This window comes from Pedobacter sp. ASV1-7, from assembly GCF_040203335.1.
Classification (GTDB): domain Bacteria; phylum Bacteroidota; class Bacteroidia; order Sphingobacteriales; family Sphingobacteriaceae; genus Pedobacter.
The window spans coordinates 725065-748782 of sequence record NZ_JBEHBV010000002.1; the positions used below are offsets into that span (position 1 = coordinate 725065).

At 37.6% G+C, this 23718-nt stretch carries 14 protein-coding genes and 1 pseudogene; 2 read left to right on the plus strand and 13 right to left on the minus strand.

Features of this window, described 5'->3' with window-relative positions; translation table 11 throughout:
* Positions 1-3 precede the first annotated feature (3 nt).
* Both ABDJ41_RS07880 and ABDJ41_RS07885 read right to left on the minus strand, forming a co-directional pair.
* Positions 4-3147 (minus strand): SusC/RagA family TonB-linked outer membrane protein, encoded by a 3144-nt coding sequence (locus ABDJ41_RS07880; protein ID WP_349785360.1) that lies wholly within the window; start codon positions 3145-3147, stop codon positions 4-6.
* 301 nt (positions 3148-3448) lie between these two features.
* A complete protein-coding gene (locus tag ABDJ41_RS07885) occupies positions 3449-4186 on the minus strand; it encodes a DUF3826 domain-containing protein (RefSeq protein WP_349785361.1) in 738 nt (245 codons plus the stop codon).
* A 241-nt stretch (positions 4187-4427) separates the two neighbouring features.
* Between ABDJ41_RS07885 and ABDJ41_RS07890 the strand changes: the two genes are divergently transcribed.
* Complete coding sequence (locus ABDJ41_RS07890; RefSeq protein ID WP_349785362.1) at positions 4428-5312, plus strand: AraC family transcriptional regulator; 885 nt, start codon at positions 4428-4430, stop codon at positions 5310-5312.
* Here the strand turns inward: ABDJ41_RS07890 and ABDJ41_RS07895 are convergent.
* The 7 genes from ABDJ41_RS07895 to ABDJ41_RS07925 form a co-directional block, all read right to left on the minus strand.
* Complete coding sequence (locus ABDJ41_RS07895; protein ID WP_349785363.1) at positions 5301-6233, minus strand: dihydrodipicolinate synthase family protein; 933 nt, start codon at positions 6231-6233, stop codon at positions 5301-5303. The two genes, ABDJ41_RS07890 and ABDJ41_RS07895, sit on opposite strands and share 12 nt — an antisense overlap.
* Before the next feature lie 87 nt (positions 6234-6320).
* A complete protein-coding gene (locus ABDJ41_RS07900) occupies positions 6321-9836 on the minus strand; it encodes a malectin domain-containing carbohydrate-binding protein (protein WP_349785364.1) in 3516 nt (1171 codons plus the stop codon).
* Positions 9833-12655, minus strand: a complete 2823-nt coding sequence (locus tag ABDJ41_RS07905) for a glycoside hydrolase family 95 protein (protein WP_349785365.1) — start codon at positions 12653-12655, stop codon at positions 9833-9835. The genes ABDJ41_RS07900 and ABDJ41_RS07905 overlap by 4 nt, the downstream gene beginning before the upstream one ends.
* 16 nt (positions 12656-12671) lie before the next feature.
* Positions 12672-14279 (minus strand): glycoside hydrolase family 28 protein, encoded by a 1608-nt coding sequence (locus ABDJ41_RS07910; RefSeq protein WP_349785366.1) that lies wholly within the window; start codon positions 14277-14279, stop codon positions 12672-12674.
* Between the two features lie 22 nt (positions 14280-14301).
* Positions 14302-15846: an MGH1-like glycoside hydrolase domain-containing protein gene (locus ABDJ41_RS07915; RefSeq protein ID WP_349785367.1), complete on the minus strand. Its 1545-nt coding sequence runs from the start codon at positions 15844-15846 to the stop codon at positions 14302-14304.
* A complete protein-coding gene (locus ABDJ41_RS07920; RefSeq protein ID WP_349785368.1) occupies positions 15846-18584 on the minus strand; it encodes an alpha-d-galacturonidase in 2739 nt (912 codons plus the stop codon). The genes ABDJ41_RS07915 and ABDJ41_RS07920 overlap by 1 nt, the downstream gene beginning before the upstream one ends.
* 165 nt (positions 18585-18749) lie before the next feature.
* Positions 18750-19433 carry a helix-turn-helix transcriptional regulator gene (locus ABDJ41_RS07925; RefSeq protein WP_349785369.1) on the minus strand — a complete coding sequence of 228 codons (684 nt, stop codon included), beginning with the start codon at positions 19431-19433 and terminating at the stop codon, positions 18750-18752.
* A gap of 166 nt (positions 19434-19599) precedes the next feature.
* Between ABDJ41_RS07925 and ABDJ41_RS07930 the strand changes: the two genes are divergently transcribed.
* Positions 19600-20025 carry a lipocalin-like domain-containing protein gene (locus ABDJ41_RS07930; RefSeq protein WP_349785371.1) on the plus strand — a complete coding sequence of 142 codons (426 nt, stop codon included), beginning with the start codon at positions 19600-19602 and terminating at the stop codon, positions 20023-20025.
* Between the two features lie 88 nt (positions 20026-20113).
* Here the strand turns inward: ABDJ41_RS07930 and ABDJ41_RS07935 are convergent, their stop codons facing one another.
* The 4 genes and pseudogenes from ABDJ41_RS07935 to ABDJ41_RS07950 form a co-directional block, all read right to left on the minus strand.
* Positions 20114-21454 carry a S8 family peptidase gene (locus ABDJ41_RS07935; RefSeq protein ID WP_349785373.1) on the minus strand — a complete coding sequence of 447 codons (1341 nt, stop codon included), beginning with the start codon at positions 21452-21454 and terminating at the stop codon, positions 20114-20116.
* An 80-nt stretch (positions 21455-21534) separates the two neighbouring features.
* On the minus strand, positions 21535-22188 hold the full coding sequence (locus tag ABDJ41_RS07940) for a DUF4136 domain-containing protein (RefSeq protein WP_349785375.1): 654 nt from the start codon (positions 22186-22188) through the stop codon (positions 21535-21537).
* A 136-nt stretch (positions 22189-22324) separates the two neighbouring features.
* Entirely contained in the window at positions 22325-23278 is a 954-nt protein-coding gene (locus ABDJ41_RS07945) for an IS3 family transposase (protein ID WP_349785378.1), read from the minus strand.
* A pseudogene (locus ABDJ41_RS07950) lies at positions 23242-23670 on the minus strand (transposase); the annotation flags it as partial. The pseudogene ABDJ41_RS07950 and the gene ABDJ41_RS07945, both read right to left, overlap by 37 nt.
* Between the last annotated feature and the right edge of the window lie 48 nt (positions 23671-23718).

Genomic DNA, 23718 nt, shown 5'->3' on the forward strand with positions numbered 1-23718 from the left:
CAATTATAAATTAACACTTAAACCTAAAGAAAGTGTCCTCAAAATTGGATAGTCGTAGGCACTTGAAGTATAGGGATCTTTATATTTTAAAGGATTAACTATAGTCCAGAGATTATTACCAGTAGCCAATATTCGGGCACCACCTAATCCAATTCTACTAGTTATTTTAGATGGCAACTTGTAACTTAAAGTCATATTGTTTACACGAATCATCGTTCCATCTACTGCCCAAAAATCAGAATTCCGGGTAAGTGACGGGTCATCAAACCTTGGATATTTCCCTTCTGTCGGATTATCAGAGGTCCAACGATCGTTCCATATACTCAAAATATTTCTCGTATTTGATGGGGCTATACGTGCACGACTATCGTAAAATACTTTACCACCTAGCCTGGCAGCAATGTTAGTACTTAAACTAAATTCTTTATAATTAAGATTCAGAGAAATACCTGAAGAAAAAAAAGAATCGGTATTATTGTACATTGGTGCCATATCCAAATCATTAACAACACCATCTCCATTAGCATCTTCGTAATACAACCACCCTGGTTGTGGTACAAAACCATACAATGTATAATTTGGATTCTGTAACAAAAATGCATCAATTTCTGACTGAGTTCTAAACATTCCCAGCGTTTTTAACCCAATATTGTTTGAATTATATTTTCTCGGATCAGTTCCGAAAGAAAGAGCAAGCCATTGATTAGGTCTGTTCTCTTGTAAATTACCCGGCGCATAAATCATACGATCAACCACTGAATTACCATATCCAAAGTTAATGCTGGTAGTCAATCTTAAATCCTTTGCTAAATCTGCTTTGTAGCTGATGTTAAATTCCGATCCCCAATTATAAACTTGCCTATAATTTACTACAGGAGCCGTAAAACCGGCATATAATGGATATCTGCTATTTGCACCGCGGTCAAAACCGTCAAATGTACGATTGCGAAAAAACTCAACTCCAAAATCTAATTTGCTATCAAAAAGTGAGGTTTCCAAACCTACATTTATAGTTTCCTTTTTCTCCCATGTGATATCTGGATTTGGATAGACAGATGGGTTCAGGCCATTTCCATTGTAACCGCCAAACAGATACCCATTTGAAACGTCTACCTGATAACGCTGCTGCCATAATCTTTCCGATACCCTATCATCACCAACGATACCGTAATTAAATTTCAGCTTAAGGAAATTTACAAAAGACACATTATCTTTGAAAAAGCTTTCCTGACTCACAACCCAACCTAAGCCAATACTCGGAGATAATCCCCATCTGTTCCCGGATGCAAAGTTGGAGGATGCATCCAGACGAGCTACCCCTTCTACAAGATATTTTTTATTAAAATCATAACTGAAGCGTCCAAAAAACGAACGTTTTGTTGATTCAAATATATCTCTACTCTGACGCGTCAACATATTTGGATCAAATGCCCACCAATCATCAGCTCCTGGTATCAGCTGATTCCTCCAGTAAACAGATAAATTCTCATTTTCTGATTCAGTCTGCTCGCCTCCAACAATAGCATCGAAGGTATGTGCACCAATTGTTCTTCCATACTGTAAAGTAAAAAATCCTTGGTAGCTATTATCCTTACCTAATCCAGGCATGACTTTAGCATTCGCTGCTGTAATAACATCTACCGAAGGTGTTGCAGGATCTGGCTGATTCACATAAATAGATGAATTATTTCCAACTCTTAAAAAATTATAGGCCTTGTAGGGTGGTTCGTACTGTGTACTTGACCTATTTCCCCCCCCCTGAGATACCTGAAATTTTGCTGTTAAGCCTTTCAAAAATTTCGGCTGATAAGTTAAACTAGCATTAATACGATACGATTGAGATTTGCTGTTCTCGTAGTATCCCGACTGTAACACTGCTAAAGGGTTTCGCACCGAACCATTGTTAAAGTTAACAGGAATACCATCAAAGCTTATTGGAACCCATCTAGGCACAGATATGATAGATTCAAAGAAGCCTGCATCATTTTCAGTAACTGTATTTTGACTATTCCGAATATTATGATCCACATTAAATGCGATATCAGCTTTTAATCCTTCAACAATGGTAGCCGTTAAACCGCTTCTAAAGCCATACTTATCAACTTTAAGTCCCGCATAGTTTCCATTTTCATTCTGATAACTACCCCCAACAAAAAAAGTAATTTTATCACTTCCACCAGAAATACTTAAATTGTGTCTCTGTGTTGTTGCAGATTTCCAGATTTCATCATACCAGCTTTTGTAATTGGTTCCAGCAATATAATCTAAGTCGGCCTGACTGAAAAAAGATGATTCTGAAGAATTATATAACTTATAAGTATCATTAAGCAAAGTTGCATGCTCCAAACCAGTTAACATTTCTGGACTTCTTGAAGCGTCAGAAACACCAAAATAGCCATTATAACTTATGCTTGGCTTTCCGATTTTCCCTCTTTTAGTTGTAACTAAAACAACACCTTTTGCACCAGATGCACCATAAATTGCAGCTGAAGCATCTTTCAAAAATGAAATATTTTCAACCATTGAAGGATCTAATGCATTAAAAGCATCACTGTTAGCCATTGTAATACCATCAATAATATACAGAGGTTCTGCTGTGGCTCCTGCAACTGTCCCTGAGGCAGTGGCATTTCTAATGTTCAATGTTATCGCTGAACCAGGCCGTCCAGATACCTGACCTACGCCAACACCCGCAATCCGGTTTCTTAAAGCGCCTGCAATATTTGGTGCAGGAATGTCCATAATTTCCTCACCGGAAATAAGTGATACCGCTCCCAGAATTTCTGATTTCTTTTTTGTACCATAACCTACAACGATAACTTCATCCAGATCGGAATTATCAGACGCCAATGAAACGTTCAATGTAGATTTACCTGCCAATACAATGGTCTGTCTTTTGAAACCGATGTAAGAAAATACCAGCGCATCTTTAGCCGGATCTGCCTGAATAGTATAAATACCATCAGCATTGGTGGCTACATTACTTGGTTTACCCTTAATGCTAACGTTAACGCCGGGCATCGGCCCTCCGTCGCTGGCATCAGTAACTTTACCTGTAATTTTCTTTACCTGCGCGTACGATGAAGCGCAGAAAAGCAAGGATAAAATTATTACCCCTTTTAACACTCGTAAAAGTTTAAAGTTCATACTTGGTTTTGTTATATAAATGGTTCTTTTATTATCTAGCTACTTAGTAAACTGTAATTAACTGTTCTTCTTGATAATAGATATATTGTTTAGTTGATTGAGATTGTTAACAGCTCTATTTAATGTAAATGTTTTATCGAATACTTTTGTTTTAGATTACGGTTTATATTAAACAATTTATGGTTAAGAAATTAAGAGAAACCCGTTACCAATTTCACTTTAATCAATAACGGGAATTCTTTCTAACCAAATAAAGAACGACTTGAGAGCGTCGACTAACCAAATAAAAGCGTTTTATATTTTAATTTTCTTTCGCTGCTGCCTTTCTACGTAATTCCCAGTCTTTCCCTTCTTTTTTCAGATCATATCCTGCAGCAGATAAGTAATTATTGATCCTTCCTTTATATTTTCCGAACCATGCATGTTTTTTATTTGATGACTCTGCATCCATTGCATGTTCGCGTGCTTCTGTAAGCCATATCAGGATTTGTTTTTTCTGCTCTTCAGTTAACGTTAAAATCTGTTCCTGATATGCTTTATATGTTAATGGCAAAACTCCATAGGTCATTCCATTTTTCACCTGGTCTATCTGCTCTGCACTTAACTGTCCCGAGAGTTTTGCAAGGTACTTTTTATGTAGTTTAGCTAATTTAGCATTTACTTTAGCCTCTTCCTTTATTTTAGCTGATTCAAATGCAGCTTTATTATCTGCATTCTCTTCTTTTAGCGCCTTTAATTTCGAATCCCGCTCTGCATAGATATCATTTAGGTTGCTGTATTGATCACGGATGATATGAGTAACCTTTTCTTTTCTGGCTGCATCATTAATATCAAGAAATGCTGTGATCTTCTCTGCCCGCTCTGTGATCATCTTCACATATGCTGCCTTCTCTTCTGAAACATTTTTTGAAGAGGTATTATTCTGCGCGAATAAAACATTTGTAAATGAGAGCAGGATTACCATTAAAAGGTAGCATCCTTTTAACCTTAAATCTCCATTGGAAGCCAATGAAATTTCCATTTTTTTTCCTCGTTTCATGATTCACTAATAAACAAATTATTTATATAAAAACAATTTGTCAGTTTATAATTTGGTTATTTCTTGTTATGCTTTATACAAAACTCAACAATAGTACTTTTTATTTTCTCGTATTTATTAGCAACTTATTGTAGGATATTATCACAATATGTATTAACTTTAGTAATATTATATGCAATATTTGCTAAAACATCGTTTTCAATAATTAAATATAAATATAATATTCAAATATAAAAATAAAATGAAGCCTCATTTTCACAAAATTCCGCCAACGCTCCAAAATTCTTTTAATATCCGCCATGATATTAAACCTGACTTTGGAAACGTTTGGCATTATCATCCTGAACTTGAACTTCACTATGTGATCAAAGGTGAGGGTGTCCGGTTTATTGGTGATAACATCAGTAACTTTGCCGAGGGTGAAATGATTTTGCTCGGGGAAAATCTACCGCATACATGGAGATGTAAGGATGAGTACTTTCAGAGCAGACCGGATATAAATGTAGAAGCTATGGTGATCCAGTTTCTACCCGACTGTCTGGGGAAGTATCTATTAAATCTGCCGGAAGCCTACCTTATTCCCAAACTTTTTGAAAAAGCCAAGAGTGGTATGATGATTAATGGCAAGGCTAAAGAAAAACTGGCTGAGCTGATGCGCTCTTCCCTGGAAGCTACGAATCTTGACCGCATCATTATTATGCTTAACATTTTGAAAACTTTAGCCGAAACAGATGAATTTGAAACTATAGTTACCGCGAAGGCTAACTTTTACCAGAGTAGTGAGTCTGAAACTGCAAGGATTAACAGGATCTGTAACTACACCATGACTAATTATAAGAATGACATCACATTGGAGGAGATTGCTTCTTTAAGTAACCTTAGTATTACCTCTTTCTGCAGGTACTTTAAATTGATGACCAAGAAAACATATTACGACTTCCTGATTGAAATCCGTGTAAGTCATGCCTGCCGCTTTTTAATTGAAAACAAACTGCCTACAGAAATGATCTGTTTCGATTGTGGTTTTAACAATGTATCTAACTTTTACAGACACTTTAAAAAGGTTACAGGCATGACTCCTTTGGATTATAAACGTAAGTACCTGCTGGAACAATTAAAAAACTGAAATATTTAATTCATTCCTTAATATATTATAATTACTATACAAGCCTTCTATTTCCTTAACAACGTTGTTATCGAAAATACCTACATCTCTGCGGGTAAATGTGGATATATTTAATCCTCTTTTCTGCAAAAAATATTTTGATACAACCGGATACACATTGTGCATCACATCCATATTACTAATCAGGAATTGCTGTACTCTGTTAATCTCTTCTTCTAATTGCGGATCATTGTAATTATCGCAAAGCCATACAATCAATTCCGGAAAATAATTCCCTTGTATACAGGATACACCTGCAGATCCGGCTTTTAAAGAGTCAACCGCATGTACCATATAAGCGTCATACAAACCAAATTCAGGATAATCAGCAGTTACAGCAAGCTTTTCTTTAATCTGTGCCAGATCCAGACAGGTATCTTTATGATAAATCACTCTTCCGGTTTCTACAAATTGTTTTAGCTGAACAGCATTTAATGTTCTTTTATAAGGTACAGGACATTCATAAAAACCAAAAGGAACATCAGCTGTCTGGTCAAACAGTTCCAATACACGTTCATTGAATAACTGATCGGACTCCTGCTCTTCTGCGAGTAAGCTACCAATAATAATCACTGCTTCTGTACCCAGGTCGTTCACTCTTTTAACAAAATCTGCCTGTTTACTAATTGCTCCGCCAAAAGTACCTGTAGCCACTACCGGCACTGTACCTCCCGCTACTTTTATAACATGACTGATTACTTTTAGTCTTTCTTCATCCGTCAGTTCGAACATCTCGCTCGACAGACAGTTCGCAAATAATCCTGATGCACCTGCTTTTAAATAAACTTCTGTAAGTTCTGTAAGTGCTTTATAATCTATATCTCCATTACCCGAAAAAGGGGTTAGCATGACAGGGATGAACCCTTTTCTTGAGTTTTCCATTTTATGTTTAATCTTAAGCAAAGATCTACCTGTCGGTAACTGTATTCATATAAGATTTTCTCCAGATATTATAACATCTTACCTTGTTTACTGGACATCAAGTGCATCTATACTTAATCCTTCTGCATCTTCAGCTATTAAACGTACCCGATAAGTCCCCGCATTGATCATAGTTCCTGTGGTTGTATTAAAATAATTCCATTTTCCCTTTCTTGTCTGCTTAAACTCTATTGGTTCCGCTGGCTTTAATACTGTTCCATCTAAGGTTAACACTTCTATTTTCCCTCTTAATGAACTTTCAAATGGATTATGATACTTTACTGTTAGCGAATAGGTGTCAGCAACTCCAACAACCATATGCCATTCTAATACATCGCCTGATGACTTTTTGAAAGTTATACGGTCTCTTCCCATCAATTCTTCCTGCACCATACCCTCTCCTATTTTTTTTGCTTCAATTGCTTTATAGGTAGTAACAGTTTTCAGGTCGTAGGCTGGCAGCATACTCGTTTTAGGAAGTACAGCAATGGTATACATGGACGCACCTGTCTGATTCTGCCCTGGTACAATGGTCGCACCTTTTAAATATGCCTTTTTATATACATTATAGTTATGTCCTTTGCTATTCTTAATTATTGTTTTAGTGTCTTCATAGTCCGACAACCAGTTTAACCTCCCATTAACACCGGCATCTATAGCAATATAAATATCCGCATCTCCTGTAATTTTAAATGGTGCTACAGTGTTTTCCTTACTGCTGGTCTGAATCCATTCTGCACCGTAAATAGCAGATGGGAGTACAGTAAAATAGACCTGCTCATCTGCATATTGCTGATCGCCCATATCCATCCAGGTTGTTGTTTTGTGACTACTACTTATAATAGATAGACTTTCTTTTACAGGTTTAATCGATTTATTAGCTGATGCAATAGCTATCCCAGATATAATGGCCTGCCCTGATTTTACCTGTGGAAAGGAAACAACCAGCATTCCACCTTTTACTTGAGCTTTTACAGTTTTCTTTAAGGCAGAATCATGTCCTGCTGCAGACCAGATATCTATATCTTTAAGCAGTGTTTCTCCATTTATAGCTACATCAAACAAACGCATTCCTGTAGCATCCATTCCACCTCCTGTACCTAACCAGGGCTCAACAAAATACAGCTCTACCAGATATTCACCATCTGGCACAGGAAAATGATAAGTCAGCTGATCACGACCGTATCTGAATGTCTGAAACAGTTTCCAATCTGTACTACCCTTTATCGGGTCAAAAGTGCGCCTCTGACTGGCAAAGAATGCTGGCATACCCGCAAAGTTCGATGTCCATGACTTCGAGCCAAAACCATCTGGTGTAAGTTGTCTATCGGCCGACCACAACTGTCCGTTCTGATCTTTATATTCAGGCCCTCCGCAATTGATGCGATATAAATAGTTATATTGACTTACTGCAGCAGTAATGTTCTTTGCTTCCTTATTGAATTCGTTAAAATTAGGTGCCTTTGGCAGATGATTTAAAACGATATAATCTTTTGCAACTGCTTTCCCATTTACATATCCAACCGCATACAATACATTATATTTAATATTTACGCCGTTCCATTGAAAATGTGTTCCTGTTCCTCCGCGCTTTCTTTTCCCCAACGAAGCTGAATTAACATCATTAAAAAGCTCTACCTCATCACAGTTCGAGTAAATGGTAATGCTGTCTTTTATACCTGTTACAAGCCATCTTTCCGGCCAGGTATGCGATACAATATAAACCATCGGGTCTGTAGCTTTTGGTGCATAGTTGGCTCTGAACATATAAAAAACATCAAGAGGCTCTTCCCATGGGGTAAACAATCCTTTGTAATTTACCGGTCCGATACGATCCAGTTCTCTTAATCCTTCACCTCCTTGCACCCTTCCAGGATTATCGTGCGAACTATATAGCCAGAAATAATGTCCAGCTGTTTTATCTTTTACAGACTCCGCCAACCGTACTTTAGTTTCCATTAGCTGGGTCATGTTATTTTCACTGTAAACTCCTTTCTGATTAAATGGACCTTCGGTATGTAAATCAAGTGTGCGCCATGCCCCATACTCACCAATTAACACCTGACGCTGTATATCTTCTGCATAAGTCAATGGATCACCTCCATAAGTTCCTGTCCAGTTCTGCGGCACATCCCAATCGGTACCTTTACCACCATTACAGGTCGTTACTTTTCTTTGTGATGATGCTGTAGGGTCTAGTGTCCGAATAAGTTCTGTACATTCCCTTGCAAAATCTTCAGGCAAAGTACTCTCATTTTCCAGTCCCCATAACACTACTGAAGGACTATTTCTTCTTTCTTTAACCCAATCAATCAGTAACTTTTTAAAATTAGTTCTGAACTCAGGGGTATCATACCAGATATGAGCGGCCATTTGTGTCCATGATAGAATCCCAAGCTTATCCCAATATTCCTGATACAGCAAATTATGTGGCTGATGGGCATCGCGGAATGAGTTAAAACCTGCAGACTTAATCTGCATTACCCTTGAACGAATCTGTTCATTACTAAAAGCATGACTTTGACCTATCAAATGTTCGTACTCTGCTATACCATTGATGAATACAGGTTTACCGTTAAGTAAAAACCGCTTACTATCTACCGGATTTTCACCTATAGGCCAGCTGATCCAACGGATACCATAAGGTGTATTCAGTTCATCAATAGTCTTACTCCCTTCTTTTATACTGGTTTTCATCGTATATAAGTAGGGTTCTTCTATAGACCAGAGCTTTACGTTATTTAATTGTTCTGTTTGTTGTTTTAATGCTAATGTTTTTCCGGGCTGGATCTTTTCTGCACGTTTCATTTCCGCTACTTTCTTACCAGCTTTGTCAAATAGCTGGTTAACAACAGTAATATTGCGTGCTACTGTACTATAGTTTTTAACAGTGCTTTCCATTTTCAGCTGTGCTGATTTTTCAGTTACCTTATTGTCGTTCCAGATATGCACACCAAAAGGTTCGATCCTTACATCACTGGTTACAATAAGATGTACAGGTCTGAAAATACCCATAGGTTGCGATCCTTCAGAAAAGCCTCTTTCAGTGGAGCAACCTCCGTCTACCCAGGGCAGATCTTGTATGTTTGCCGGATGGTCAGCACGTACTGCAAGTAAGTTAGGCTGATTATTTAGCTTTATAACCGAAGTTACATCTAATGTAAATGTGGTTCGTCCACCTGCATGATAGCCTACCTTTTTACCATTTAACCAGATCGTTGCATATGAACCTACCCCCTCAAAATACAGAAAGAAACGCTTCCTATCTTTTTTCTCTGAACTTGTAAAGCTTTTACGATACCAGGCATAGCCATGACGATTGCCATGCAACATCCTGCGGTACCCCTCATACTGATCCCAGTTGTGTGGTACATTTACTTTTTTCCAGGCTTTATCATTAAAACCCTGTTGTTCAAAACCTTTATAGGCATTGATATTATTGTCATCAGCAATACTCTGCCAGTTCTCATTTAATGTAATGTTTTTACGTACTCCTGTTTGAGTAAACCCCGTGCTTGTAAAAAAAAGGCTTATCAGAAAAGATATAACTTTCCATTTATTCATAATCTCTCCAAATCTCCATTCAATTTATATATCCCGCCTTTTTGTGTGGCGATGCTTGTAATTTTATTTCCATAACGGAGTAAGCAAACTCCATTAACTTTTGATTGTATTTCAAGTGCTGTCAACACACCTTTGCTCCATTTAAAGCTCAGTTCATAACCTCCTCTGGCTAACATCCCTTTCACTTCTCCCTCTGGCAGATCTGCAGGCAATGCCGGCAATATTTCAACAAACTGGGTATGGCTTTGTAAAAGCATTTCAGCAATACCTGCGGCACCACCAAAATTGCCATCAATTTGAAAAGGTGGATGCGCATCGAATAAGTTCACATAGGCCCCACCACCTTTTGCTGCCGGGCTGATCAGCATTTTTACCATTTTCATGGCATGATCTCCATCTTTAAACCTGGACCAGAAATTGATTTTCCATGCTAAGCTCCAACCTGTACCCTCATCACCCCGGTAAATAAGGGATTGACGTGCAGCTTTCATCATATCCGGAGTATCCCAGGTGATGTCATTGCCCGGATGAACTCCCCATAAATGTGATACATGCCGGTGTTTATTGGTTGTGTCATCTTTATCTTCCATCCACTCCTGTAGTTGATTATATCTGCCTATCTGATTGGGTGCTAATTGTGTAAGTTTCTGTTCCAATGTCTTTCTGAATTCCGCATCAGTGCCTAATATATTGGATGCTGCAATGCAATTTTTAAAAAGGGTACGAATGATCTGATGATCCATAGTCGGGCCGGCAACTAATCCTCCGTTTTCAGGCGAATTAGATGGGGTACTGATCAACCAACCTGTCTTCGGGTCTTTAATAAGGAAATCAACATAGAAAACTGCTGATTGCTTCATAATCGGATAAGCCTCATTTTTAAGAAATGTATAATCCTGAGTAAACTGAAAATGTTCCCAAAGATGCTGACTAAGCCAACCTCCACCACCTACCCAAATCCCATGATTTGAAGAATTTATGGGCGCTGTTGCATTCCATAAATCGGTGTTATGATGTAATACCCAACCATTGGCATTATAATGAACCTTAGCAGTTACAGAACCATTTTTGGCTAATGAAGCTATTTTTTTAAACAAAGGTTCATTCATAGCCGAAAGATTTAATGTTCCAGTAGGCCAGTAATTCATTTCCAGATTGATATTTGTAGTATACTTACTACCCCATGGAGGTGTAAGCTGATCATTCCAGATACCTTGTAAATTTGCAGGTTGCGTTCCTGGTCTTGAACTCGAAATGAGCAGATAACGCCCATACTGCATAAATAAAGCTGCAAAGGATGCATCTTTTGAGGAAGCAAACTTCTCTATACGTTCATCAGTAGGAAGATTTTCGTTATCACCTTTTCCAAAATTAACCGTAAATGGATTGTAGTACTTCTGGTATTCTTTTATATGCGCTGCTTTTATCTGTGCATAGGTTTTACCTAGCAAAGCTACATTAGCCTTTAAGCAAGCCGCAGCTGGATTACCAGTTACATTTTTATCATTGATAAAATTGGTTCCTGCCGTCAGGTAAAGGGTTACATCATCAGCATTGCTGATGCTTATCTTACCTTGACTAACCAATAACTTACCTTTTGTAATTACAGCTTTAAGCTGACTTTCTCCTTTTAAAGCTCCACCTCTTACCCGTACACTGATCGACAATGTATTTTCACTGATCTTTTTGACCACGTTATACTTATGTGGGCTCGATAAGATTGCATCCAGACTGATGCTTCCTTTTTTATCAGCCGTTAATCGAACTACAACAGCCTGATTGGGCTGACTTGCAAAGTACTCACGTTGGTAATTGACTCCGTTTAAGGTATATGTAGTACTGCTAACAGCAGAATTTAAGTCGAGCTTGCGCTTATAGTTTGTTGCTGTTGAATTATGATTTTTAAAATTCAGCTGTAAATCGCCGAATGCCTGGTAACTCGCCTGAAACTGTGACACCATTGGTGGTTCATCGTTTTGAACTTTATACTTCCATTCTTTAACCAGTGACACACCATTTTCTGGTTTATCTCCCTCAGGATATATTGAAATGGGGCGACTGGTATCTTTATATCCTGCAATTCCTCCTTTATCGAAATAATTTAATACCTGTACAGCTATTGTATTTTTCCCTGTTTTAATCAGTTTTGCCGGGACAATGTACTTTCTTGGGGTAGTACCATCCGTATTACCTACCAGGGTCCCATTGATATAGCTAAAATCCTGATCACGAACCCTATTTAAATCGAGCACCAGGTTTTTACCATTCCAGTTTTCAGGAACATCAAAGGTAGTGCGAAACCAGATTGCACCATCAAGGTCTTTTAATCCTACAGCTTCCCAACCTTCATAACTGGGTACTTTAATCGTTTTCCATTGCTGGTCATCATAATTCTCTGATGCAGGATTGCCAGACATCCCTTTTAAGGTTTTCATTTCTGCAACCCATTTAGCTCTATCACCAGCAACACTTTGAGTACCCATAAAATGTTCGGCAGCCAGTTTTTCCGCAGCCATCTGTTTATCCTCAAAAAGTAATTTTCTGATTTCGTTAAGGTAATTTGCAGCTCCTTTATGATTATAATCCCTCGGCCCTCCTGTCCACAAAGTCTCCTCATTAAACTGAATCCGATCCTTTTCTACCCCGGCAAATACCATAGCACCAATCCGTCCATTCCCAATAGGTAAAGCATCCGTCCATTGTTCAGCTGGCTTATTATACCAGAGCTGGTAGGCTGGTTGCTGAGCAATAGCATTTATAGTAATCAGGCTGCCGATGAACATTATGCTCATGCAGGTAAAAAGACTCGTGAATTTCATTTCGATACAAATTAAATTACTTAATCGGATCTCCTGAGATAACGCGCAAACTATCTGTAACTTTCCCCACTGTTACAACCGGAGCTTCAACTTGCTTAAAGTTATTGTTTCCCAGCGATATACCACTGTTTTTCTCTCCACTAATTTTCAGATAAGTATCTGTACCAGATACAGGAAATGCATTATAAATAAATGCATTATTCACATCTTTCAGGTCAATTACAGCTACATTTTTAAGTGGCATATAGGTCTTTACATTGTCAATAGTTAATGAATTAACTCTATCGGCTTTTATCGACGAACCTATTTCTGTATTTACCTCTACGTTATGAAATTCAATACGATTAGCATTACGGATGTCAAAACCCGTTTTCGCTTCCATATTCATATCATTAAAGGTAATGTTCTCAATAGGCATTTCCTCCAGACCATTTAAGAAAGCAGCCTGATTCACCTGTGAAGCTGTAATATTACTAAAATGAATATTTCTGAACCTTGGCGTACGTTCTGAAACAGGCTCAACACTTGTCTTTGTATATTGTAAATCCAGAACTATAGCCTGTTGTTTTATATTCTTCATGATGATGTTATCCACCCTGATCTCTTCAACTACACCACCTCTTCCGCGTGCAGATTTAATCCTCAATCCACGATCTGTTCCATCAAACACGCAATTGGAAATGGTAATCTTGCGTACATCGCCAGACATCTCACTACCTATTACTACACCACCATGGCCAGAAAGCATCGTACAATTGGTGATGGTATAATTCTCTGCCGGAACAGCCATTTTTCTACCTGGTCCATCTTTACCAGATTTAATGGTGATACAATCATCACCCACACTGATATGGCAATCGGAAATTCGGACATTTTTACAAGACTCCGGATTAATTCCATCTGTATTAGGTGCAAACCTTGCCGGATTATTAATGGTAACAGCATGTATGGTTACATTCTCACAAAACTCCGGATTTACCGTCCAGAATGGTGAGTTACGAATGGTTATACCTTGTATCAGGACATTTTTACAATACATCGTTTGTATAAAAGGCGGGCGTAAAAAGCCACGTGTCATTTGTTTTGGCTCATCTGGCAAAAGAATATCCTTATTCAGTTCATCAAACATATATTGCCATTTAGAACGAGGCTGATCTGCTTTGTAACCTTCTACAAAATCCCACCATTTTTTACCGTGTCCATCTATAATTCCTCTACCTGTTATCGCAATATTTTCTGCCTTATAGGCATAAAACAATGGAGAAAAACTAGTAACGTCAACTCCTTCATACCTACTTTTTACCATAGGCAGATAGTCGTCAAAATTATCGCTAAAGTGAAGCTCAGCACCAGCGTCAATGAATATCGTAATGTTACTTTTAAGGTGTATTGAACCTGTAAGGTATTTACCAGCAGGAAAATAAACTGTTCCACCCCCTGCTTTTGATGCTGCATCTATAGCCTTTTTGATGGCTTGGGTAGCCAATTTACTACTGTCATTTTTAGCACCATATTTAAGTACATTATAGTAAGTCTGTGCTTTTGCATTTATACTAAAGAGCATTGCGCAGCAGCATAAGATTAAAACAGCTAAAAATTTAGAGATAGGGCTATAAAACTTCATTTCCGATTATGTTTGTGGTTGATTACTTAAGTTTAATTACTGCAGGCTTTAGCTTTGCAGACTGATAGATTTCTTTGCCATTGGCATATACACGCAGGCCCTTACCTTTGTTGTATTTTTTCCCTGTTTTATCCCATAATAAGGTTAAAGTCTTACCATGATAAGTAACATTGTCTAATAAGAACCAGTCCCATTGTCCCTCAGGAATGAGCGGGTAAAAACCAAAAGCATTATCTAATCTTGGCTTTATTCCTATAAGGTCATTAATCACTAAGTCGCAGAATGTTGAATGGTTATAAAACTTACTTCTCGGATGATCTCCTTTCAGCCACTCTCCTGTTTTTTCATCCTGATATTCACCTAAATAAGGTTTACCGTTCATTTGATGAGATTTAGCATATTGGTGAAGTTCATCATAAAAAACCTTAGGAGTCATTTTCCCATGGTGCTTATAATTGGTCAGCAGGTTCGACAATCCTTTTAAGGTTTGCGAACTCGCAAAAGGCCATAATGCTCCATCCCATTCACATCCATGTCCAGACCCACGGGTTCTGAATGTTGGTTCTCTTCTTTCGGCTGTTGTTAAACCCCATGGTGCTTTAAAACCAGCAGTATCTAACAATTGATCCCATGCCTTTGCATATTGAGGCTGATCTGCCGGCAAATCAAAGTTCCAGGGTATAAAACCAATGGCTTCTCTGGCACGTGCAAATTGCGCATTAGGGTGTTTGGTTTTAAAAAAGCTATCCTTACTATCCCATAAACTATCCTGTACTATTTTTTTAAGATTAGCTGCTTTAGCAGTATATTTCTGTACCAATGCTTTATCGCCAATGATTGTACCTATTTCGACTAACGCTTTTGCGTTTCCATACATATAACTGCTAATGGTAGGACGTCTGTTCTCGTCTTTTCTTGATCCACTAACCGACTCTTCCATTCCATCTTTCACATCAAACTGCCAGAACAGACCATCTTTTAATTGTCTTTCTTTTTCCCATTTGCTATAATCAGCATCTAATGCAGGAACAATTTTATTTAGATAAGCTTTATCAGGATGTACAAGGTAATTTTGATAAACAGCATCATCTACCCAGCTGCTGAATTGATGAAAACGTTGCTTAGTCTGTCCAACATCCGCATGGTACAACCAAAAATCTACATACTCTTTTAGGTACTCTGTATTTTTTAGCCAACGACCTTCATAAATATGATGGCCTAATGCGCAGCTGATAGAATTATATTTTCCAGCGTGTTTTACAGGCTCAATAAATTCTGTAAATATGAAACCCTCAGGTGTTTTTACCAGATGCTTACGGAAAGACCACCAGCGATAATAGTAATTCTGTTCCAATACCTCGTCCGGACATTCCAGCAAGGGTACATTTTGTGATAACCAATCAAATGATTGTGCATTATTCACATGGTTCTTTACTGCCTCGTTGTCTATAGAATTAAAGTAATCCACATACTTCCTAAGCTTTGCAGTACTTGCAGATTGTGCAAAGGCTCCAGTTGCTATAATCAGCGATAAGGCTGTTAATATTAGTTTTTTTCTATTCATCATTATTCAAATAACCAATCTATATCTTTTCCTTTACCATCCAGTCCGGCATTATAAATGCGCATTTCCTGTCCTTCACTAATAAAACCAAGAACCATAGCAGCTCCTTTACCTAAAGTTAATGTATTTGTACCTGCCGGAAAAGAATAAGCATGTACGTTTACCGGAGGATAACCGTCTAACACCATTGCATTCATGATCTTGATCTCCGATTGTCCGTAATTGTTTGCACTGGCATCTGTTTCCAGTTCCGGTGCCTTTAAGTATTGAGAGCCTTTTACATTAAAAAAACCTACCAACACTTTTACAGGGCTGGCATTACTGAATCTTATTGTAGTGCCTGACTTAATTTGCTGTGCCTTATTTAATTTAACTCCTTTAAGGCCCATCAATTGTTCGGTAACATCTTTAATAACAGCCGTTGAATCGGTAAATATTCCTGCATTTTTTGCTAAAACATAGCTTTCATTACCTGATAATACCTTAACTGCTGCATTTTTAAATGATTTGATCGCATTTGATGTTCCTGAGTTCGCAGATTTTAATGAATCTATACTCCTTTTAAAATGGTTCAATTCTTTGGTAAATACTGGTAGCATTTCAGTCCAGTGGATGAAAGTTTTATCAACCCCTCGCATTGGTATTTTACGTTGTTTGGTCTGCATGCTATTGGCATACAAATAATCGTTCTCTGTTAATTTAACCAGATCTGCATAATGTGCTACACTCTTTTCAAGGAATGGCAGTGCTTTTTCAAGATCCGCCACGTCATTGGAATATTTATAACGTAAAACCCATAATGCTGATTTCACTTTTTCTGCATAGAAATTAGCCATAGCGTCATAACAATACATGTCGTTCCTCAGCCTTCTGAATTCTGCAGTATCTTTAGTAACTGATGGTGCAGCTTCATTTATTGATGTCAATGCCTTTTTGCCGTGTTCAATAACTTCTTTGGCAATCTGAACTGGCGTTTCGCCAATATGTCCTTGCTTTTTCCAGGCCTTTTCAGCATATTCAATGATCATCTCTCCTTCTGGCGCTTCGGATTCATACAATAAAGTAAATAAGCCATAACGGTATGGATTAATCAGTTGGGTCATTAACATTCCTAAAGTCAGCGTTTGCCGGTTACCATCTGTAATTCCATAGCGACGTAATAACTTAGGTGAAATCTCTCCTGATTCTTCATAGGCATTAAGAATAGCTTTTCCAGCTTTCAGATCTGTGCCATATTTAGCCCCAAGCTCTTGTCCCCAGTAATTAATTTCCTCGTTTCTATCTCTGTAAGAATTCCATGCATACCTGCCCCATTCTTTATACCAAATCCAGTCCCGGTCTATCTGTAATTGTCTATCCTTAATTTTATCTGCAGTATAAGGCCAATCCCAATAACCCGATTGAGGGTATAGGTGCAAGCCTTTAGCGCCATATATTTTATCCATAGCTTGTACAGACTTCTGAATAAAATCTGCCGAACCATAACGGAAAGGTTCAAGATTTGCTAAAATATGTACGTTCGCAATATGTACAGTGCCAATATTACTCAATTCTCTATGTAATGCTGCCCAACTCCCTCTTGGCTCATAAGTAGTTAAAGCTTCGCCATTGAATTTATTTTCGGTGTATAGATTTTTATAAAGTGGCAATGAGGCTTTCATTACGCTGGGTGCATGGGTATCATGAGCCCTTAACACTATTGGTGGTTCATTTTTAATCCCAGCAGCTTTTAAACCATCTTTTACACCAGGGATAATGGTTTTTGTAAACCAGTCGATATCATCTTGTCCCACCCCTTCCATAGCTTCGCCCAATGCAACCAGCAATCCAACATTAGGATATTTCTCCACAAAAGCAGCAACAGATTTTCTGGTGTAATCAGCTATCAAAGGAATAATGGGACGGTTTCTGTCTTGCGTTTCCAAACCATGTTTATCAGCAAATGGTTTTGGTATTAAAATATTGTAAAACATCTGAATTACCCATATACCTCTTTTGTCAGCCTCTTCTGTTAAGAATTTGAATACTTCCTCATTCTTTTTAAAAGTCTCATCGTCTACCTCTACTGCATAGGGGTAATCCTTAAGTCGCACCAACGATGAAAAAGGATGTCCATTCCACAGGTATAAAGAGTTATAACGGTTCTCAACCATCATATCGAGGTAACGGATCCAATGCTCTTTATCGTAAAACCAAGGGAAACTTTCCGGTGTATAAGGGTATTCATAAATCTCTCGCCCAGGCAAAAACTCGGTCTTTTGTAAACCTATACAAGTACCACGTAAAACCATTTGAGGCTGATCTGAAATGGAAATACTTTCAGGCAATTTGTTTTTTGCCTTTATTTCATCCACAAGTTCCATACAACCATATAGCGCACCAGAATGGTCTGTTCCTTCAATAACAAGGTTTTTATTCTTATTATACGCAATGTTAAAGCCTTCTTTACCCGGTTGCTTTGTTGAATGATTGGATACTCCAGAAAGTAGCTTATCTCCTTTTACCCCAATTACAATAAAACCACTCCCTTTAGGCAACTTATTCTTCTGTACAATCTTAACATTGTAACCTATTAATGATAAAGCTCTGGATATTTTTTCTGCGCCAAATTTAAGCCGAGGATTAGGCTGAACGGGGATAACAATGGTACGTGTATCTTTTTTTAAAACATCAATGGCCTGAACTTCAGCTATGCTAAAGAGCAAAAGACAAATAAAAGTAAATATGGGGAGATTTCTCATGTGGCTCAAGATTTCACAAGTCCTGAAGCTTTATGAAAAGTTCAGACTATATTTGGTTTTTGTGTGAATTTCAAATATAGCGACCGGTATTATGGCTTTAATGTAGCATTTCCCCAAAATGCTGTACGATATTATCATCAGCATTTTAATGCTGTAAAAAAGCTGTTATATTAGATCAAAAGCTCTTGCGTACTGACAAACTTCATAGTAAGAACTCGTTTTCAATTTCTGTTTGATATTCTTTCTATGGGTTTCGACAGTAGTTTGTGCAATAAATAGCTGCTCTGCGGTTTCTGCAGAGGTTTTACCTAATGCCATTAATGAGAGTATCTCACGTTCTCGAGCCGACAGTCTGGCAAAATTGTTAATGTTTTGTCTTAAAAAGTTATTTTCCTCGAGCAAACGAGATGCTTTAGCAGTCATGTGGTGCATGGCATCAATCGGTGATGAAGTCGTAATGGTAAGTAAAGGCAATTGGTTCTCATCCCTTAAGAGGATTTTAGTGCTGCTCATATACCATTTCCATTCAGCGTGTCCAGATAATCTCACTTGCTGAAAATAGGTCACACACTCATCATCTCTATTTCTTTCCAACAAACCTAATATTTTAGGAACATAATCTTTCGCATCATCAGCATTAAAATAAACGTAATAATACTCATCAGGAGTTAAACTTGTAATTACATCCAAAGTGATTCCCAATTCACTTAAGCCTTTTTCAGACATCCAGGCTACTGTTCCATTAATATTATGAATAATTACTACAGCAGGTAGTTTATCGGCTATGACTGCAATTTCTGCAATTGCTTGTTTTATCCTATCAGACAGGACTAGATTATACTCGGTCATTTTGAGATTTAATTATTAATAAAGATGATTAATTGTAAAAATACCCATTATTAGGTATTGGCCAAACTATTATGATTATGTTTTTTTGCAACAGTTTCAATTCTACTTATTATATTAAAATAAAAACTATTAATTAACCATCTAAACATTACTCTTAAACAAAAAAATGAAAAATTTCTCCCTATTATTATTACTGATCACGACTATATCTTTTTCTAGCTGTAAAAAGGATTCAAGTCCAGAAGAAAAGAATGCGAAAAATATTGTTGGCAAATGGCAGTTAACCTCTGTTACTCAGAAAAGCCATAAAAATGGAACATTAGAAGGTGAACAAACCCATCATGTTGAAGGTAATAACGTTACTACAGAATTCAGAAATAACGGAACAGGTGTTGACGGAGACGGAGATGAATTCACTTACAAAATCTCTGGTTCAAAAATAATCATAAGTTATAAAGACGAGGACGAAAATACTGAAGGGGAAATCAAAAAGCTCAATTCAAATGACCTGGTTATTTATATCGAAGAGATTAACGTTCAAGGAAAAGACACCTATAAGTATTCATGGGAAGAAACATTCTTAAAGAAGTAAAAGCTCCTCTTTCTAAGTTATGCACTCAATAAAAAATCCTGGTAACCCAAAAGGTACCAGGATTTTTTATTTAACAGGTATTTCTGTTTTAGTTTTTCTTCGACATATTGTCTGCCATTAACAAAGCATTATATGCATTTACTATTCCTCCTGTTTTACACAGTTCTGTCATCGCAACTTTCTGACCGCCTGATTTTGGTTTTGTAACCGGAATATCAATTTTGGTAACCGTTTGCTCAATGATATGCTTTATCTGCTTTGCAGTCAGCGTGGGATAATAGCTTTTAATTAAAGCAGCAATTCCTGCAACTACAGGTGTTGCCATACTTGTTCCTGATAACGGGCTGTATTTATTCTCAGGCATAGTTGCATATACACCCACTCCCGGAGCAAATACATCTACTGTCTGCTTACCGTAATTTGAGAATGAAGCAATCAGTCCGGCTTCTGTAGCTCCACTTGCTCCTACCGTAATCATGTTGGGTGCTTTTTTGCCTCCTTTAATAAAGAATGGAGTTGGATAATGTGGATAAATATCAATATCCATACCTTCATTTCCAGCCGCATTTACAAGTAGCACACCTTTTTTCTCTGCATAACGAATTGCATCTTCTACCATTTTACGATCAGGAGAAATTCTTTTTCCAAAACTCATATTGATGATCTGCGCACCATTATCTACTGCATAACGGATACCTAAAGCGACATCTTTATCATGCTCGTCACCATTTGGAACAACACGTACGCCCATAAGTTTAACAGCATCAGCGATGCCATCCATTCCTTTTCCATTGTTACGCACAGCACCAATAATACCTCCTACGTGTGTACCATGAAAATAGGGATCACCCATCAGGTTAGCGTTTCCATAAAAGCGGTCTTTGATATTTGTATAATCGTCTTTTACCTCCTGGCCTCTATAATCAACAGGAGCAATAGTATCTGATTTTTTCAACAGACTTTTACTCAAAATCCACCATTTATAGTTTTGTAAGTCTTTCTTTTTTACCTGTTTTTCGTCAGTAACATTTGCAAACTGATCTTTATATTTAAAATATACACGTTGGTATTCAGTACTTTCTTTAGTTACCTGTCCAGTTGGGCCACCAATGAAATTCCAGCCTTGTGTATCTCCTTTATAACCATTACCATCCACATCTTTATCACCAGGTAATTCTTTAGCATTACGCCATAGGTTAGCGCTTAAATCCTCATGCAAGGTATCAATACCTCCATCTAATACAGCAACAACAACTTTTACGGGCGTTTTACCTTTTAGCAGTTCATTGTAAGCTTTTATAACATTTGTACCGTATACTTTATCTGTATCCTTTGATAATAAATGCCAGTTTTGATTTTTTTGCGGTTGCTGCTGTGCAAAGCTTAATACCGGGACCAGCAGTCCCAGTACCATAGTAAGTCTTTTCATGTATGTTTTTAATTAGTTGCCGCAACATACGTATATTTCCTGAAATTGCCTTTATGCTTTTAGTAGCATTTTTATTGCGATTACTTCCTGGTCATACTCAAAAGGCCATCTTTTACCAATTGATCAACCAATACTTTTGGATAAGTTCTTACAAAATTATCTATAGAACCTGGGTTCACTGTCTCCGATTGCGCTGACCATATCAATTTACGGCCTTCCAGATCATAAAGATTGGTTTCCATAAAGTAAGTGCGATCTGTCACGTAATAACCTGGTTCATAAAACATTGGATACCAATAATTATAATAACTGTAGAAACCTCCATACCACCTGTAATATGGATATGGTGCATATCCTCTTGTTCCTGGAACGTATCTTGTTTCACTATCCTTGTTGATCATTGAAATTGTCATTACATAATTCGCTCCTGAATTCTTGATCTGGTTTCTTAATACTTGTTCTGTAGGTATCTTTTTATAAAATTCCGGATTAAAATAGTCGTTTCCCTTTACAGTTTTTACATTGTTCATTGCAAGCAGACTTGTAAATCCATTTTCAAGTTCAGTCCGTACTTTGATGTTTTTTGTTAAAGAAGCAATAAAAATGGTTTGTCCATCTAAGACTTTACCTTTTGAAGATGGTTCAACCCAGGAACCTGTTATCCTCGTTATAGGACTGCAGGACAATATCATCCCGCTCCCAAGCAGAATGACAAACAACTTAATTGTTTTCATAATTAGCACTTTATAGTTTAAACACCTAAACTATAAAAATGTTTACCATCAGATTATTGAAAGTATACAATTTTCATAAAATGAAAAGGGTGTCCAGAACTGATGTGACCCCAAAAAGTTGGACAGATTAACAAAATTAAGTTTTTTGTACGAGAGCTCGGTATTCCACCGGGCTCTTTCCATTTAACCTGTTTTTTATTCTTTTATTGTTATAGTAATGAATGTATTCTTTTAACGAAGCGATAAATTCTTCCGCAGTTTCAAAGCTCTGTCTGTATAGCAACTCTGTCTTCATAATCCCAAAGAAATTTTCGGCCAGGGCATTATCTAAGCAGTTTCCTTTTCTAGACATGCTCTTTATAATTCCTTGTTTCTCTAAAGCCTTTCTATAGCCATAATGCTGATACTGCCAGCCCTGGTCAGAATGAAAAATAAGCCCTTTTGTATCTTTTACTTTATCAAAAGCCTTGTATAACATTTCCTCTATCATCTGCATGTTTGGACTGTTGGAGATACTATAAGAGATAACTTCTCCATTGAACAGGTCAAGTATTGGAGAGAGGTAGATTTTCTCTCCTTTGATGTTTACCTGAGTGACATCCGTAGCCCATTTCTGATTAGGCAAACTTGCCTTGAAATTCCTTTCAAGTAGGTTGGGGGCAATTTTACCAACTTCACCTTTGTATGAGCGATAGCGGACTTTCCTGATATTACATTTTAGGTCCAATGTTCCCATTAATCTTTGAACAGTCTTATGATTTATACTATAACCCAAGTTCTTCATTTCGGCCGTTACCCGTCGATAACCATACCTTCCTTTATGCAAGTGATAAATGCGGACAATATCTTCTTTTTCATGTTTGTATTTATCATCAACATTCAAGCGCTTGCGATGATAATAAAATACAGAACGAGCCATCTGCTTGCAATTCAGAAGAATTGCAACATCGTGTTCGGGCCTTAGTTCTTCGATGGCTTTTGCCCACTCCTGCGTTCGCGGGCTTCTCTTTCCTTGACTAAGGCCGTGACTTTTTTTAGTAGTGCGTTCTCGGCTCGCAAACGGGCATTCTCTGCCTGGAGCTTCTCTAATTCTGTTTCAGGTTCATGCTTCTTTGATCTTCCCATATCTTTAGGTGGTCGTCCACGGTTCTTTTGTTGATATAATACAGCATATCCCTCAACTCGTACTGATCTTACCCAGCGCTCTAAGGCAGTCTTGCTTACCTTGTATTCCAGAACAACCTGTGTTAAAGGTACTCCTTTTTCTATGACAAGCCTTACAACTTTTTCTTTGAAATCAGCCGTGGGCCGGACATTAGGTTGTTTGTGCAGCCCACTTTCACCATAAAGATCATATTTCCGAACCCATTCCAATATCATGTGTTCGCGGATATGGCGTTCGAGGGATATGCGCAGAATCGGCTTTCCCTTTCTTACTTGAGAAACTATATCTAGTTTCTCTTCAAATGTGTGTTTTGTCATAAATAGTGAACCCCAAAAGTTTTTGTCTAACTTTTGGGGTTCACTTCA

Bases quoted from the DNA above. Each gene is read 5' to 3' on its own strand.
- ABDJ41_RS07880 (WP_349785360.1), bottom strand. From the start codon at position 3,147: ATGAACTTTAAACTTTTACGAGTGTTAAAAGGGGTAATAATTTTATCC.
- ABDJ41_RS07885 (WP_349785361.1), bottom strand. From the start codon at position 4,186: ATGAAACGAGGAAAAAAAATGGAAATTTCATTGGCTTCCAATGGAGAT.
- ABDJ41_RS07890 (WP_349785362.1), top strand. From the start codon at position 4,428: ATGAAGCCTCATTTTCACAAAATTCCGCCAACGCTCCAAAATTCTTTT.
- ABDJ41_RS07895 (WP_349785363.1), bottom strand. From the start codon at position 6,233: ATGGAAAACTCAAGAAAAGGGTTCATCCCTGTCATGCTAACCCCTTTT.
- ABDJ41_RS07900 (WP_349785364.1), bottom strand. From the start codon at position 9,836: ATGAATAAATGGAAAGTTATATCTTTTCTGATAAGCCTTTTTTTTACA.
- ABDJ41_RS07905 (WP_349785365.1), bottom strand. From the start codon at position 12,655: ATGAAATTCACGAGTCTTTTTACCTGCATGAGCATAATGTTCATCGGC.
- ABDJ41_RS07910 (WP_349785366.1), bottom strand. From the start codon at position 14,279: ATGAAGTTTTATAGCCCTATCTCTAAATTTTTAGCTGTTTTAATCTTA.
- ABDJ41_RS07915 (WP_349785367.1), bottom strand. From the start codon at position 15,846: ATGATGAATAGAAAAAAACTAATATTAACAGCCTTATCGCTGATTATA.
- ABDJ41_RS07920 (WP_349785368.1), bottom strand. From the start codon at position 18,584: ATGAGAAATCTCCCCATATTTACTTTTATTTGTCTTTTGCTCTTTAGC.
- ABDJ41_RS07925 (WP_349785369.1), bottom strand. From the start codon at position 19,433: ATGACCGAGTATAATCTAGTCCTGTCTGATAGGATAAAACAAGCAATT.
- ABDJ41_RS07930 (WP_349785371.1), top strand. From the start codon at position 19,600: ATGAAAAATTTCTCCCTATTATTATTACTGATCACGACTATATCTTTT.
- ABDJ41_RS07935 (WP_349785373.1), bottom strand. From the start codon at position 21,454: ATGAAAAGACTTACTATGGTACTGGGACTGCTGGTCCCGGTATTAAGC.
- ABDJ41_RS07940 (WP_349785375.1), bottom strand. From the start codon at position 22,188: ATGAAAACAATTAAGTTGTTTGTCATTCTGCTTGGGAGCGGGATGATA.